This is a genomic window from Microcoleus sp. CAWBG58 (genome assembly GCF_020883045.1).
Classification (GTDB): Bacteria; Cyanobacteriota; Cyanobacteriia; order Cyanobacteriales; family Microcoleaceae; genus Microcoleus.
In genome coordinates this window covers 12601-25519 of sequence record NZ_JAHRFA010000055.1, presented here as the reverse complement: position 1 = coordinate 25519, position 12919 = coordinate 12601, and the positions used below count along the sequence as shown (strand labels likewise).

Sequence of the window (12919 nt, the reverse complement as noted above, 5' to 3'; positions counted from 1 at the left end):
ACTTTAGTCCTCTTCATAGGTTCGTAGTGAGGACTTCAGTCCTCTTCATAGGTTCGTAGTGAGGACTTTAGTCCTCTTCATAGGTTCGTAGTGAGGACTTTAGTCCTCTTCATAGGTTCGTAGTGAGGACTTCAGTCCTCTTCAAATTCTGAGGACTGAAGTCCTCACTACGAACCTTTCTCTGGATTCTGAATTTCTCGGCAATAAAACAGTTATTCAATTAAGGTTCAAATCAAATGACAAGTACCGTATTAAAACCATCTTCCCATCCTCTAGCAGCCTACATTGACATCTTGGAATCAGGCAAAGCTTTGCTTCCAGAATCTACCGAAAATGTAGTAGAAGTTGTCGGCGTTCTCAAAAGTTATGGCGTAGTTCTAGATGCCTATTCTCGCAATTTAAACTACATCGCTGAAGAACAATTTTTAGTGCTTTTTCCATTTTTCAAATATTTCAACGGAGAAGTGACTGCGCCGAAATTAATGCGCTATTTGTGGCACGATCGCATAAATTTTGAGTATGCCGAATATTGCATGAGAACCATGATGTGGCACGGCGGCGGCGGTTTGGACAGTTATTTGGATACTCCAGAATTTAGCAATTTGGCCGAAAAGGCGATCGCAGCTAAACTCAAAGGTAACTTTTTGATGCAGGGACTGCACAAAGCATTCCCCGAGTTTTTGCCCGAACAAGTGCGGATGTTGGCTTATTACACGGGTTTGGGGCAGTTTTGGCGGGTAATGAGCGATTTGTTTATCGATTTGTCCGATCGCTACGAAGCCGGTACAATTAAGTCGATCGCAGAGATAGTAGATTTCGTCTTAGCCGGTTTAGTAAGCGCCGCAGCGTTACCAATCACCTACAGCGTCAAGATTCGTGGCGAAGTCTACGATATTCTGCCCGCATCTGCCAACTTAACCTTTTTAGCAGATGTAGCAGTACCTTATGTAGAAGCAGTTTTCTTTAGAGGAACAGCTTTTTTTGGCACAGTTTCCTACAACGCGCAAGCACATCAAATCCCAGAAGAACAAAAAGAATTTGCCTACGGGGCTTTGTTTGCAGATCCTTTACCCATAGGAGGTGCAGGAATTCCGCCAACTCAATTGATGCAAGATATGCGGCATTATCTCCCCGATTATTTGCACGAAATTTACCGCACTAGCTGTCGCGGCGAAGACGATTTGCGCGTGCAAATTTGCCAAAGTTTTCAGAAGTCAATGTTTTGCGTAACAACAGCGACTATTTTCGGTTTAGCACCTCATCCCATGAACACCTCCGATCCTGAGGAAAGAAAGGCTAATCGGGCTTATTTAGAAGGTTGGATGGATAGATTTGGCACTTCTCGCTTAGATTGGGCAAATCAGCCAACTATCAGGGCTTGTCAGTTGTTCCCGGAAAGATGAAAGAGGCTGGGTGTCTGTTGCGACGATCGGGAGCGGAGGCAATCTCGATCGCACTCCAGCACGCCACATCTATCAAAGGCTGAGGTTCTTGCTGTTAGCTCTTCTTGAACCTCTAGATTCACCTTGCCAAAGGTTGTAGCATTGATTAGTATGATAATACAGTCATACTCGTCAGTCGCATGAACTTAATAAGTTATGAGCAAAAAAGTCAGTATTACTTTGGATGACACAATTCTAGATTTTGTCGATCGGCTAGCAAGCAATCGTAGTAGTTTCATAAATGAAATTCTCTGGAAGGAAAAAAGGAGGATTATGATGGAAGAGCTGGAAAATGCTTATAAAGAGCAGGCTAACGATCCTGATTTTCAAGAAGAGATTTCTGTTTGGGATGTTGCGGTAGGCGATGGTTTAAATGCCTAACGGGACATTAACTTATAAACGAGGAGAAATATGGTGGATCGATCTAGAACCCACGACCGGTCATGAAACCGGTAAGCAGCGTCCTTGTCTAATTTTGCAGAATGATGTTGGCAATCAAAATGGGACAACTACAATAGTTGCCCCTTTATTGCCTGGGAACAAAACTTTTCCATTCGTTGTGAATGTTGTTCCAACCCCGCAAAATGGACTAAACGGAGAACGGCACATAAACTTAAGTCAAATGAGAGCTGTAGATGCTCTGAGAATTAAAAACAAACAGGGAGTTTTAGAAGATTTTTATTGGGAAGAAATTGAGAAGGCTGTCGGTATTGAGCTGGGTTTTAGTTGGGTATTTAAAGAGGGATGATTGAGGTTTCGTTTTCTCGCTCGTTTAGGAATGAGAATTAAATAACTTACCATTTGATGATTATTGTGGGATGGGCGTCCCGCCCGTCCTCATCTGGACGGGCGGGACGCCCATCCCACTTTCAAAAGTATAAATTATTTAATTTGCGATTCTAAGTAGTCAAGTTATTAATTTTTTTTCCTAACCAAGGTTTGTAGTGCGGACTTCAGTCCGCTTTATGCTGCGGACTGAAGTCCGCACTACAAACGACTGCTTCTCCGCAGTGAGGGCAGTCATAAAATAGATACCAAACAAGTCGTTTGTCAAAGACAGACTGACCGAAAAACATCTGTATGTCTTTGCCGCAATTCCCGCACAGTCCGTATAAATCGCAATTTATAATTTCCAAATTATCTAAATTCGGACAAGAAGACTCAGGCCGTGAGAATCAGTTCCACAAGTTCCCAGCAAACCATGGGTTTCAGCTAAATCTTTGACTAAAGCAGTTTGTTTGGGACTCGGTTTCCAAGGATTAGGATTACCGTAAGCATAGTAAATTTCTACGCCGTCAATGCCAAGACGGGCTGCTTCTGGAATTAGTTGATCTGCGATCGATCGATACCGGCAAGGATGCGCTAAAACTGCTAAACCTCCTGCTTCGTGAATCGATTCAATTACCCTGGCTGCGGAATAAGAAGCGTGGCCTTCAGTACCTTTACCTCGCAAGTAAGGTGTGAGACTAGGATGTTCAGGATCGAAGGCGTAAGCGAGAATGTGTACGTCGTTTTTGAGCAATTCAGCGTTAATTTCAGCGCCCGTCCAAAGAGTCGGCGCTGCGGTACTCCTGTCGGGATGCTTTAATTTCCAGTTATCCAGCCAAATTTGAGCTTGAACGTAGCCTTTGGTGCTGTGGTGATCGGTGATAGCGAAGCCTTTGAGGCCGCCTGCTATGGCTAGTTCCATCAACTTCTCTGGCTGCAATCGACCGTCGGAGTAGACTGTGTGCATATGGAAGTTATAGGAACCCGGACAGCTACCGGCATCAATTGTCTGCCAGACTTGTTTGAGTGCCGAGATATTCTGGGATTCTGGTTTGAGGCTAGAACTTGTTGAGGGAGCGAGATTGACTGTCATAAGCATTATTATAAAAAAAACTAGCTTTGTTAACTATATCTAATTTTTTCTTTAAATGTTGGGGGCGAATCCCCGCAGGTACTTTCAACAGTTGACAGTTGAGAGTTGACAGTTGAGAGTTGACAGTTGAGAGTTGACAGTTGAGAGTTTGAGAGAAACCTCTACCCTTAAGTCTGAGGATTGAAGTAATGAACAGTCTGAGTTTAATTTTTCCCGGGCGGGCGGGCTTTCAACCAATTCTTTCTGGTAAAGCATTAGTCGCACTTTAAACCTGCGGCGGTGGCTGTCGGAAATTCGATCGGCACAAACGTCACACCAAATTGTTCTCTAGGACACGGAACAATGTGCGCTAAAGCTTTAGGAGGGTTTTTTCGATTTCCCGTTGTCAAGTCAAACTCAATTATACCCGTGGCACCGTCAGCTTTAAAGTCTGGAGATGCTAGGGTTTTTTGCATTCCTTCACGGCTGGGTTCTGGCTGTAATTCTAGGGATTTAATCAGCGTTTTAGCTGCATCGTAGGTTAAAGCCGATCGAGTATTGACTGGGCCTCCCCACAATTTTTCAGCATTAACTGGAAACTTTTTATCAAAACTGATTAACGGATGCCAAAACACGGATACGGCGAGTTTTTTTACAGACTTTAGCTGTTTTGCTGCTTCTAAAGTTCGCGGATCGTACAGAGTCCAAGGGCCAACAATCCACTTGAGATCGTCGTTGATTTTTATCGTATCGAGGGCGTGTTCGAGAGAATTAGTGACTTGACCGTCGGGAAAGAGAGCTATGGCTGTTATTTTGGCTTTTTCAACTTCTTTGATTGCTGCTTCGGCGTTAAAATCATTTTTAGATAAATCGAAATTACTGGATCTAAAAGTCGAACCTCCTTCGGCTTCAAATTGCTTTTTAAATTCTTCCCACAAGGAAGCGCTAAACGGACTATTGGGATTGTAAAAAACCGCAACTCTTTTTTGACCGACTTTAATCAGTTGATTGGCTAAGCCTTCAGCTTCTTTGCTAGTTGTTGGGGCTGTCCGAAAGAAAAATTTCCGAGGTTTGCGCGTTAGTTCTTCTGTTGTGCTTCCCGGAGAAATGGCGACCAGTTTATTTTGATTGTAAATATCTACTGTTTCTACCGTCATGTCACTGGTGTAGTGTCCGATGACTGCTAGAATATTTGGTTGAGTGACTAGGTAATTTGCCCTTTGAACTGCGTAGGATTTGATATTGGCGTCATCAGCAATGATTACTTTGAGACCTTTTCCTTTAATCGATTTTGCTTCGAGAAATCCTTGACCGGGAAAATCTCGCTCGCTGTTATTTCCAGACAGGAGACCTAAATTAACTTCGGTTTGAGCTTGACCAATACCGCGCAGCAGTTCTTCGGCTAAACTTGCATTGACTATAGTTCCCGTCCCGTCCCGATCTCGGCGAATGGGAACAACAATTGCGATCGTATAATACTCTGCACCTATCGCCTCCAGCAGAGCATTGTTGGTGTAAATTAAAGTTTCTGGATCTCTGCGGTCTTCCCGCCAGGACTGTTTGAACAATTTTAAAGCTTCAGGATAATTTCCGCCGGCAAATTCATTTATTGCTCTTTGTTTTGACCAAAGGGCGGAGGTTTCTACTAGGAGTCTTTCGCCGGAACTTACACGTGGGGAGGGTGTAGGTGAGGATGTAGGTAGGGTTGGTTGCGGCGAATTTGTCTGGATTATGGGAAATTTTTTGATGTTTGAAATTACGATCGCCCCTGCCGCCATTACCGCAACACCCAACAGCAGCCAGCGAAAGCGCGATCGCCCCTGCGGCGGAGTTTTGCCTGACTCGGGTTGTTGGCTGGGTGGTAAATTCGGGTTTGGCGAAACTTCAGTAGCATCAGACGAGATCGAATTCGGCTGAGGTTCGGGTAATAGAGGCGATCGCATATCATCTAAGTCTTGCAAAACCTCCGTTACAGATTGATATCGATTTATATAGTGGAAGCGAACCATGCGATCGAGAATATTTTTAAAATTATCGCTCACTGGTAGCGGAGTGCGATCGCACGTCGAGTCATGCCAGATTATTTCACCAGCACGATCGTAGTTTTTGAACTCTGTGGGATGCTTTCCGGTGAGAGCTTGAATCACGATCATCCCTACAGAGTAAATATCATTACAAGCATGGGCAGTACGTCCATTTGATTGTTCGGGAGACATATAACCGCTGGTGCCGATCGCCTGCGATGTGAATATTTTACCTGTAGAGTCAGCAGTAAAAGTGCTGATTTCTTTGACAGCCCCAAAATCAATTAAAACAATTTTGTTATCTGTTGTGCGCCGAATTAAGTTAGAAGGTGTAATATCGCGATGAATAATATTTTGTTTATGAACGAACTTTAAAATTTCCAGAATTTCCAGCAACAAGGCGATCGCCCGATCCTCTTCCCAGTGTGTATCTGGAGTGAGTTCTTCCTTGAGCTGATGTCCTTCAATGTATTCTTGAACCAAGTAAAAATGGTCATTTTCTTCAAAGTAAGCGAATAATTTGGGAATGCACGGGTGATTGCCGAGACAGCCCAAAGCACTAGCTTCCTTGTTAAATTGCGTCCTTGCCTTCTCCAAGACGTGCAGAGCGTTCGATGAAGGAAAAGAAATTTCCTTAACAACGCACTCGGGATTTCCGGGTTTGGCTAGATCCTTAGCCTTGTAAGTAATCCCAAACCCTCCCAGTCCCAATTGCTGGATAATTTGGTACCTTTCGTGAAGGATATACCCTGGGTCTAGACACATATATTTTTCAGCACCTGTTGACTGGCTCCGGTCTTTGATGTTGATTATACGCTTTTTTGTTCCTAGATACACTGTGGCAACATATCAAGTTCGTCTCTGCCCATATCAAAAACATGATAACTTTCAGCAATTTCTCATTTCCAGTTGTCACTGACCAATCAATAATGATAATTGATAACTAATGACTAATAACTAATGACTAACACAATACCGTTTACTGATATAGCGTCCTGGGGGGAAATTTCTATGAAAAATAGATACTGCAATTGCTTCGTTCCTCTCTTCGGACAATCTTAAGTAAACCGTATTGATGACTGACAAGGATCTATTCGATGCAACTTCATAGAAAAATAGTATCAGTCACACCTCATCTTTTGGAGAAAAGCTATAGCCTTTCTCCAAAAGATGAGGTATAATATACAGCTTGCAAAACCACTAAACTCAGAGGGCTCAAGCCCAACAACGTACCTCATCTTTTGGATAAAAGCTATATATCAAATCCAGTATCTATATTCTCTCTGTGTCCTCTGTGTTCTCTGCGGTTAAATTGTTTTCATATGACCGCAAACGATATTACCTGTTCGATCGTCTAAATATGATAATAATTAATCGCAAAAATAAATTCCCAGGCATGACCTGGGAAGGAAAAACTTTAATAAAAATAATGTTGTTTTAATAAATTGAATTTGCCAGAAAGCGGCGATAATTTGGGTAATAATTGAGCAGCGTTGGTAGATTTGAGAGCGGACTGCGGGGCGGGCATTCCGGTTCCGGTGCCGCACCCGATCGCATTTTCCAATCTCAATAAAACACTTGCGTTCATGTTGGATCACCCGTTATGCTTGGCTGCTGTTGCGAGTCTGGCTTGCCAGATCCAACAGTTGTGCCCAACGTTTTTGGACTTGTTTGGGGGTGCAGTTGAGTGCAGTGGCGATCGCCTTGTCGCATTCTTGATTCCGCTTCATTGCTAACAGTTGTTGTTGTTCGGGCGACAGTTGAGCGCGAAATGTTTCCCATTTGTCGGAAGTCATGCCCAGTTTTTGATCGACATCAGCACCCAGCCATTCGTGGACGAGTTTCCAGTTTTGAGTGCGGGCAAATTTTTCGACGTGGTACTTAAACCGTTGTTGCAAGTAGTCGCGCTGGCGGGAGGACAAACCGAGAACGCGATCGATTTCCGAAGCTGAAAGATCTTGCAATTTTAAAGTCAAGTAGTTGACGCATTCTGGCTGATTTTGGGATTCCAGATAGGCGATCAATTCGGTGACTACTCGATCGCGCAGCACAGCATCAGCCGGATCGACAGTTTCCGAAACCATTTGTTCGCGCACTTGTTGCAGCGCCGGAGAGCGGCTGTACATTTCTGCATCTTCTCCCTTGCCGGATTCTACAGCCATTTCAATGTCGATCGCAGTTTCGGGAGGTTGGCCCTTAGCAAATCCTTGAGCGCGAAGCACGATCAGGCGTTGGCGGTTGCGGCCCGGCAAACCGATTTGGCGCTTGGCGTATTGTTCGGTAAAAGCCATGTACTCAGCCAATTCAATCTGAGTGCGGGGCTGGTAGGTGGCGTCGAGTTGGTGTTCGCGGCGGAAAGCGCGCAGAGATTCGATGTAAAAGCCTTGCAAAAAGTCTTCAATCATGTTGTAGCGAGCTTGGAAGTTCAAGTTCGATCGGAAAGAAGCAACATGACGGTAAATCATCGATGCGAGGTGAGAGTGCAGTTGGACGCGGCCTTGTTTGGAACCGAGGCGATAGAATTCGAGAGTTTTTTGCAACCGGTGCTCGGCTAAGGTGATTTGCCAAGCTTCAACTTCACCGGAAATTTGGATGCGATCGCTTTTTTGGCAAATCCGTTCGACTTCCTTAGCAATTCGCATCGCCACTGCTTGAGCGCTGCGGCTGGCAGTTTTCATTTCTGCTTCCAACTCTTTGAGGGCGAATTCAGCCAAAGCCAGGACATCGATGCTGGAAACTGTATTGATTTCGGCGGTTTGTTCGGTGGAGGTAGCCGGAATGAAGTTGAGGTTAGAAACAGTGTTGCAGTTGACGGGGTTGGTGGCAGTTGTGACAGTCATGGCGTTTATCGGGTGGTAGCGCACAGCGTGCGAGGACATTTTTCAGGGAGCGAGGCGGCAGTTGCTGGCGGTTTCGCTTGGCACGGCTGATTCAACTCTCTATGTATTGAATATAGGGAAATACAGATAGGCACAGTGATGCCAGTGTTCCACTCTCTCATGCAACATTTTTTGGCTGCCGAATCTGATTTTAAGCGGTGGCTGTTGAGGATTGATTTTATTGCCTTCAAAGCCTGACTGTACAAGCATTCTGAGCTGTTATGCGGGTGTGGCGATCGCGACAAAGATTGACGGTGTTCTGGGGCCACTGAGTGGACAATTTAGCAACTGGCCTTTTGAGGGGGTTTTCGGCGTCGGAGATTGCGGAATTGAGACTCGGCAGAATGTAGCGAACTTTAATATCTTCAGAACCTACGCTACAGCAGTTGGGAAACCCGGTCAATTTATAAATTTTCTTTTAAAAGGGGCAACGGCTTTTTTTGAACGAACCGCGAAGACGCAAAGGACGCAAAGGAAGACAATAGAAGAGTATTCACCCTGCTTCTCTCTCCAACACCAAAGTCACCGGGCCGTCATTATCTATAGATACTTGCATCATGGCTCCAAACAAGCCTGTTTCGACTTTTAAGTCGCTCTGGCGCAACTTTTCGACAAATTTTGCATAAAGTTTTTCGGCGGTTTCTGGGGCGGCAGAGCGATCGAACGAAGGGCGCCGACCTTTGCGACAGTCGCCGTAGAGCGTAAACTGACTGACAACGAGCAACTCGCCGCCGATGTCTTGTACGGATTTGTCCCAGCGGCCGCCGTCCCCGGCTGAGTCGGGAAACAAACGCAATTCCAGGCATTTCCGAGCCATCCAGTCGATTTCTGTTTCGGTGTCGGTACCGGCAATACCTACAAGCAAGTTGAGTCCGCAGCCGATTTTGCCGATAATTCGATCGTTCACTTGGACTTGAGACGATTTGACTCGCTGGATTATGACTCGCATGGGAAATTTAAAACAGTCCTGGACATATATAAGAATGAATTCTTAGGTACGTAGTTGCGCTTAAGCGCTCTTTCCGATATCCCGGAAAGAGCGCTTAAGCGCAACTACATACCTGATTTCAAAAGCGAAGACAGCGCAACTACGTACCTGGATTTAATGTGACAGTTGCGTCCAGGTTAGTTTTTCCCAAAACCTTGGCCGCGATTGGTTGAAGGCATACAGAGACAATTTTCGATTTGCGATCGCAAAGTCTCGGTATCCAAACCCTGACCAATGAGAACAAGTTGGTTTTTTGGCTCACCTTTCCACTCGTCGTCATCCATTGAAAATCGCTTGCCGCTCAAGTGGAAAATATGCCGTTTCGGACTTTCTTCAAACCACATAATCCCTTTCGCGCGAAACACGTTTGTTGGCATTTGATGGTCTAAGAAATATTGAAATTTCCTCAGAGAAAACGGCTTGTCGCTTTGGAAAGAAATTGAGGTGAATCCGTCATTGTCTAAATGGCCGGAGTGCTCGTGATGGGCATGATCGTGATGGGCATGATCGTGATGGGCATGATCGTGATGGGCATGATCGTGATGGGCATGATCGTGATGGGCATGATCGTGATCGTCATGATCGTGATGGGCATGATCGTGATGGGCATGATCGTGATGGGCACGATCGTGATGGGCACGATCGTGATCGTCGTGACTGCTAGCAGTTTCCTCAGATTGGAAATATTTGTCAGATTCAAACAATCCGACGCTAAGGACTAGGGGTAGGGGAACTTGCGATTTTACTGTTCGCAAAATTCGAGCACCTTCTTTGACATCGCGAATCTTAACTTCCAACAAATCTAAATCTGCTTCTTCAACCAAATCTGTTTTGTTGAGAATAATAATATCGCCGTAAGCTATTTGACTGTAGGCTGCTTCTGAGTTGAACAAATCTAAGCTGTAGTTGGCTGCGTCTACTACTGTAACTATTGAATCTAGACGGGTCATGTCGCGCAGTTCTGTGCCTAAAAAAGTCAGAGCTACTGGCAGCGGGTCGGCGAGTCCGGTGGTCTCGACTACTAGATAGTCGAGCTTTTCTTGACGTTCTAAAACTTTGTAAACTGCATTAACCAAATCTTCGTTAATCGTGCAGCAGATGCAGCCGTTGTTCAGCTCGACCATGTTGTCGTCTGTAGTAACAATCAGTTCGTTGTCGATGCCGATTTCACCAAATTCATTGACTAAAACTGCTGTTTTCAAACCTTGCTGGTTGGTCAGGATGTGGTTGAGCAGGGTTGTTTTGCCACTGCCGAGAAATCCTGTAATGATTGTAACGGGCAATCCGTGTTTGGGAGCGTCCATCGCCGTTTCTGTCTCGGACTGAGTTGTAGATTGCATAACTTGACTGTCAAATAATGTCGATCGCACTTTCCTTGTGGTTCTTATTGTATCTTATTTAAGCTCAGCCCCCATCAACCCGGTTTCTGGGAGAAATTTTGGGTTTGGCGGCATGGCATCTACGCATCAACCGCAAATAAGCTTCAGAGTACGAATGCTATTGGCTTACAGCCTGTTTTTCCGGTAAATCCAGCGGCGACAAATTTGGGGCAGACAATCGCTTCCTGCGATCGACCAATTCCCCCTGCTCTATAATGGTTTTTGCGATCGCGCTACTTAATTCAGTTGACAGTTGACAGTTGACAGCGACCTCTGCCTAAAAAGAAGAGGATTGGAGCAATGAATAGTCTGATTTTAATTTCTCCCTACAAGGGTTCAGGCTTTCAACCAATTCTTTATAGTAAAATATTTAGTTTTTAACTATCAATTAAAATCGGGCGGTGGCTAACAACAGCCACCGCCCTCAAGATAGTATTATTGCACTATCTAAATCTCTGCTTACGCAGGAAGCAAGACTGTATCGATGATGTGGATGACGCCATTATCAGCAGCAACATCGGCTGTGGTAACGGTAGAATCATTGATTTTGACGCCATTGGAAGCATCAATTTTGACTTCTGAACCTTCAACTGTCTTGGCAGATTTCAGCTTGACTACATCAGCAGCCATAACTTTGCCAGCAACGACATGATAAGTCAAGATTTTTTTGAGCTTAGGAATATCCTTAAGCAGTCCTTCTACAGTACCTGCGGGAAGCTTAGCAAAAGCTTCGTCTGTAGGTGCGAAAACTGTGAAGGGCCCGGTGCCTTTGAGAGTATCGACTAAACCAGCAGCTTTGACGGCAGCAACCAGAGTTGTAAAAGAGCCTGCCGAAACGGCGGTATCAACGATGTCAGCCAAGTGAGTCACCTAGGTTTTGTATTCCATATATCAATATAACGCTTAAAAGTTAATTTAGCTACCTATTTTTTTCTTTTATTTGTTCAGTTATTCTTGGCTAAAATAGCAAAACATTTTTTGAAAAATAACTTATAAAATACCTATCTAAAGATAGATGAAAATATCGAGATTTTATTGTACTCTAATGCAAAATAAGCTGTTCCTAAATATATTCAGCCGATCGCACAATTTGCGATCGCCCAGGCGCAGTATGAAATGTAAACGCAGAGCGATCGACATGAATGGCTGAGTTGGCAACACCTTCAAGATCGATCTTTGCCAAAAGCGCACAACAACTTTCTGCGTGCTGAGGGCATTGGTTGTCATAAAAATTGCGTTACACTTATATAGGTATCTTTACAAAACAACATACAAACATGACAGTTGCCTATCCCCGCAAGCTTCGCAACGGCATGGGAGCGCGCGAGATATTAAGTCAAGTGGTGCGCGATCGCGAAATCCACTTAATTACCCTCAACCGCTACCGCTACAGCGAACAGCGCAGTTGCAAAGACCTCACCGACTTGATCGAGCAGCTAGACGGCGAACCGGCCGAACTCGTGCGGGATCTTTCCCGGCACATCTCGGACGAAGCGCGACACGCCATGTGGCTTACGGACTTGCTTGTAGACATCGGTGAGAAGGTGGGAACGCCGCCAGGAGTTTCCTACATTGACGAATTTGAAAGGTTGCTCGACAGCGACCAAAAAGACCCTACCAAAGACCGCGAAGATTTTGTAATTTCTTCCCTAGCGGCGATTAACGTCACCGAGAAGCGGGGATGCGAGTATTTCTCAGCGCACATCCACGCCCTGAAAAATGCTCCTCAAACCGACGAAAACGTCAAAATCCGCGAAACCATCGAAAAGATTTTTCCCGAAGAAGCTGGTCACGTCCGCTGGGGCAACCGCTGGCTGGGTAAAATTGCTGCGAAGAGTCCGGGACACCGCGAGAAGGTGGAACAGGCGAAACGCAAGTATGCGGCGATCGAACAAGCAGCATTTGCATCGGGAATGGATATCATGCTGGGAGCAGAACTCCGTCGCGTCACCCGTCTCGTGGACATTGCCAACACGATGCCGATGTGGGAACGCCCGCAATATCTGATGGAACGCTTGCCGGCCACCCTGCTCGCCCCCGATTTGCAAATGACCAGAGTCGATGTGGCTCAACGGGCCTGGAACCGAGATCCGCAAGCATTTGTGGAGAAATTTGTGCCGATGTTCCTCAATGGATTAAAACCGATTGAGAAGAAGTCGGCAGCCGCTAAGCCCAAGGCTTAGATACAGGCGAGGGAGAGCCTCAGGATATGGGTTCTCAGGCACAGCCTGGGAACCAGTGATTATTTAAGTCATAGCCAATTCTTTAATCTAAAATCCAAAATCTAAAATCCAATCAGTCGTATTTTGGTAAGTCCTAAATACGAAGTAAACTGTATTGGTAAAGATTATTGGAACACTTTTCCGT

At 45.2% G+C, this 12919-nt stretch carries 13 protein-coding genes; 4 read left to right on the top strand and 9 right to left on the bottom strand.

The annotated features are described in order from the left end of the window. The first annotated feature begins 236 nt into the window (after window positions 1–236). The 3 genes from cupB (at window position 237) to QZ918_RS22275 (ending at window position 2190) form a co-directional block, all read left to right on the top strand. Window positions 237–1403 (top strand): CO2 hydration protein CupB, encoded by a 1167-nt coding sequence (gene cupB, locus QZ918_RS22285; RefSeq protein WP_293338435.1) that lies wholly within the window; start codon window positions 237–239, stop codon window positions 1401–1403. A 195-nt stretch (window positions 1404–1598) separates the two neighbouring features. Next, complete coding sequence (gene mazE / locus QZ918_RS22280) at window positions 1599–1823, top strand: type II toxin-antitoxin system MazE family antitoxin (protein ID WP_293338432.1); 225 nt, start codon at window positions 1599–1601, stop codon at window positions 1821–1823. Continuing rightward, a complete protein-coding gene (locus QZ918_RS22275; protein ID WP_293338430.1) occupies window positions 1816–2190 on the top strand; it encodes a type II toxin-antitoxin system PemK/MazF family toxin in 375 nt (124 codons plus the stop codon). Before mazE ends, QZ918_RS22275 begins: the two co-directional genes overlap by 8 nt. A 393-nt stretch (window positions 2191–2583) precedes the next feature. Here QZ918_RS22275 and QZ918_RS22270 read toward each other — a convergent pair whose 3' ends face one another. The 9 genes from QZ918_RS22270 to cupS form a co-directional block, all read right to left on the bottom strand. Further along, on the bottom strand, window positions 2584–3303 hold the full coding sequence (locus QZ918_RS22270; protein ID WP_293338428.1) for a PHP domain-containing protein: 720 nt from the start codon (window positions 3301–3303) through the stop codon (window positions 2584–2586). Between the two features lie 84 nt (window positions 3304–3387). Continuing rightward, the gene (locus QZ918_RS22265) at window positions 3388–3558 is read right to left on the bottom strand and encodes a hypothetical protein (protein WP_293150629.1); all 171 of its coding nucleotides are present in this window, start codon (window positions 3556–3558) and stop codon (window positions 3388–3390) included. Further along, window positions 3558–6071: a bifunctional serine/threonine-protein kinase/ABC transporter substrate-binding protein gene (locus QZ918_RS22260; RefSeq protein ID WP_293338426.1), complete on the bottom strand. Its 2514-nt coding sequence runs from the start codon at window positions 6069–6071 to the stop codon at window positions 3558–3560. The genes QZ918_RS22265 and QZ918_RS22260 overlap by 1 nt, the downstream gene beginning before the upstream one ends. Window positions 6072–6723: 652 nt before the next feature. After that, a complete protein-coding gene (locus tag QZ918_RS22255; protein WP_293338424.1) occupies window positions 6724–6894 on the bottom strand; it encodes a hypothetical protein in 171 nt (56 codons plus the stop codon). Window positions 6895–6907: 13 nt separating this feature from the next. Continuing rightward, the gene (locus QZ918_RS22250) at window positions 6908–8146 is read right to left on the bottom strand and encodes a HetZ-related protein (RefSeq protein WP_293338422.1); all 1239 of its coding nucleotides are present in this window, start codon (window positions 8144–8146) and stop codon (window positions 6908–6910) included. A 226-nt stretch (window positions 8147–8372) separates the two neighbouring features. Continuing rightward, entirely contained in the window at window positions 8373–8588 is a 216-nt protein-coding gene (locus tag QZ918_RS22245; protein ID WP_293338420.1) for a hypothetical protein, read from the bottom strand. Between the two features lie 90 nt (window positions 8589–8678). Then, window positions 8679–9134, bottom strand: coding sequence for a D-aminoacyl-tRNA deacylase (gene dtd, locus QZ918_RS22240; RefSeq protein ID WP_293338418.1), 456 nt, complete (start codon window positions 9132–9134; stop codon window positions 8679–8681). A 176-nt stretch (window positions 9135–9310) separates the two neighbouring features. Continuing rightward, complete coding sequence (locus QZ918_RS22235) at window positions 9311–10513, bottom strand: CobW family GTP-binding protein (RefSeq protein WP_293338467.1); 1203 nt, start codon at window positions 10511–10513, stop codon at window positions 9311–9313. A gap of 498 nt (window positions 10514–11011) precedes the next feature. Next, a complete protein-coding gene (gene cupS, locus QZ918_RS22230) occupies window positions 11012–11413 on the bottom strand; it encodes a CO2 hydration-associated protein CupS (protein ID WP_293145682.1) in 402 nt (133 codons plus the stop codon). Window positions 11414–11829: 416 nt separating this feature from the next. On the opposite strand from cupS, the gene QZ918_RS22225 reads away from it, so the two are divergent. After that, window positions 11830–12735 (top strand): ferritin-like domain-containing protein, encoded by a 906-nt coding sequence (locus tag QZ918_RS22225; protein ID WP_293338416.1) that lies wholly within the window; start codon window positions 11830–11832, stop codon window positions 12733–12735. Window positions 12736–12919 lie beyond the last annotated feature (184 nt).

Bases quoted from the DNA above. Each gene is read 5' to 3' on its own strand.
- cupB (WP_293338435.1), top strand. From the start codon at position 237: ATGACAAGTACCGTATTAAAACCATCTTCCCATCCTCTAGCAGCCTAC.
- QZ918_RS22250 (WP_293338422.1), bottom strand. From the start codon at position 8,146: ATGACTGTCACAACTGCCACCAACCCCGTCAACTGCAACACTGTTTCT.
- QZ918_RS22235 (WP_293338467.1), bottom strand. From the start codon at position 10,513: ATGCAATCTACAACTCAGTCCGAGACAGAAACGGCGATGGACGCTCCC.
- dtd (WP_293338418.1), bottom strand. From the start codon at position 9,134: ATGCGAGTCATAATCCAGCGAGTCAAATCGTCTCAAGTCCAAGTGAAC.
- QZ918_RS22255 (WP_293338424.1), bottom strand. From the start codon at position 6,894: ATGAACGCAAGTGTTTTATTGAGATTGGAAAATGCGATCGGGTGCGGC.
- QZ918_RS22265 (WP_293150629.1), bottom strand. From the start codon at position 3,558: ATGCTTTACCAGAAAGAATTGGTTGAAAGCCCGCCCGCCCGGGAAAAA.
- QZ918_RS22260 (WP_293338426.1), bottom strand. From the start codon at position 6,071: ATGTGTCTAGACCCAGGGTATATCCTTCACGAAAGGTACCAAATTATC.
- QZ918_RS22275 (WP_293338430.1), top strand. From the start codon at position 1,816: ATGCCTAACGGGACATTAACTTATAAACGAGGAGAAATATGGTGGATC.
- QZ918_RS22225 (WP_293338416.1), top strand. From the start codon at position 11,830: ATGACAGTTGCCTATCCCCGCAAGCTTCGCAACGGCATGGGAGCGCGC.
- QZ918_RS22270 (WP_293338428.1), bottom strand. From the start codon at position 3,303: ATGACAGTCAATCTCGCTCCCTCAACAAGTTCTAGCCTCAAACCAGAA.
- mazE (WP_293338432.1), top strand. From the start codon at position 1,599: ATGAGCAAAAAAGTCAGTATTACTTTGGATGACACAATTCTAGATTTT.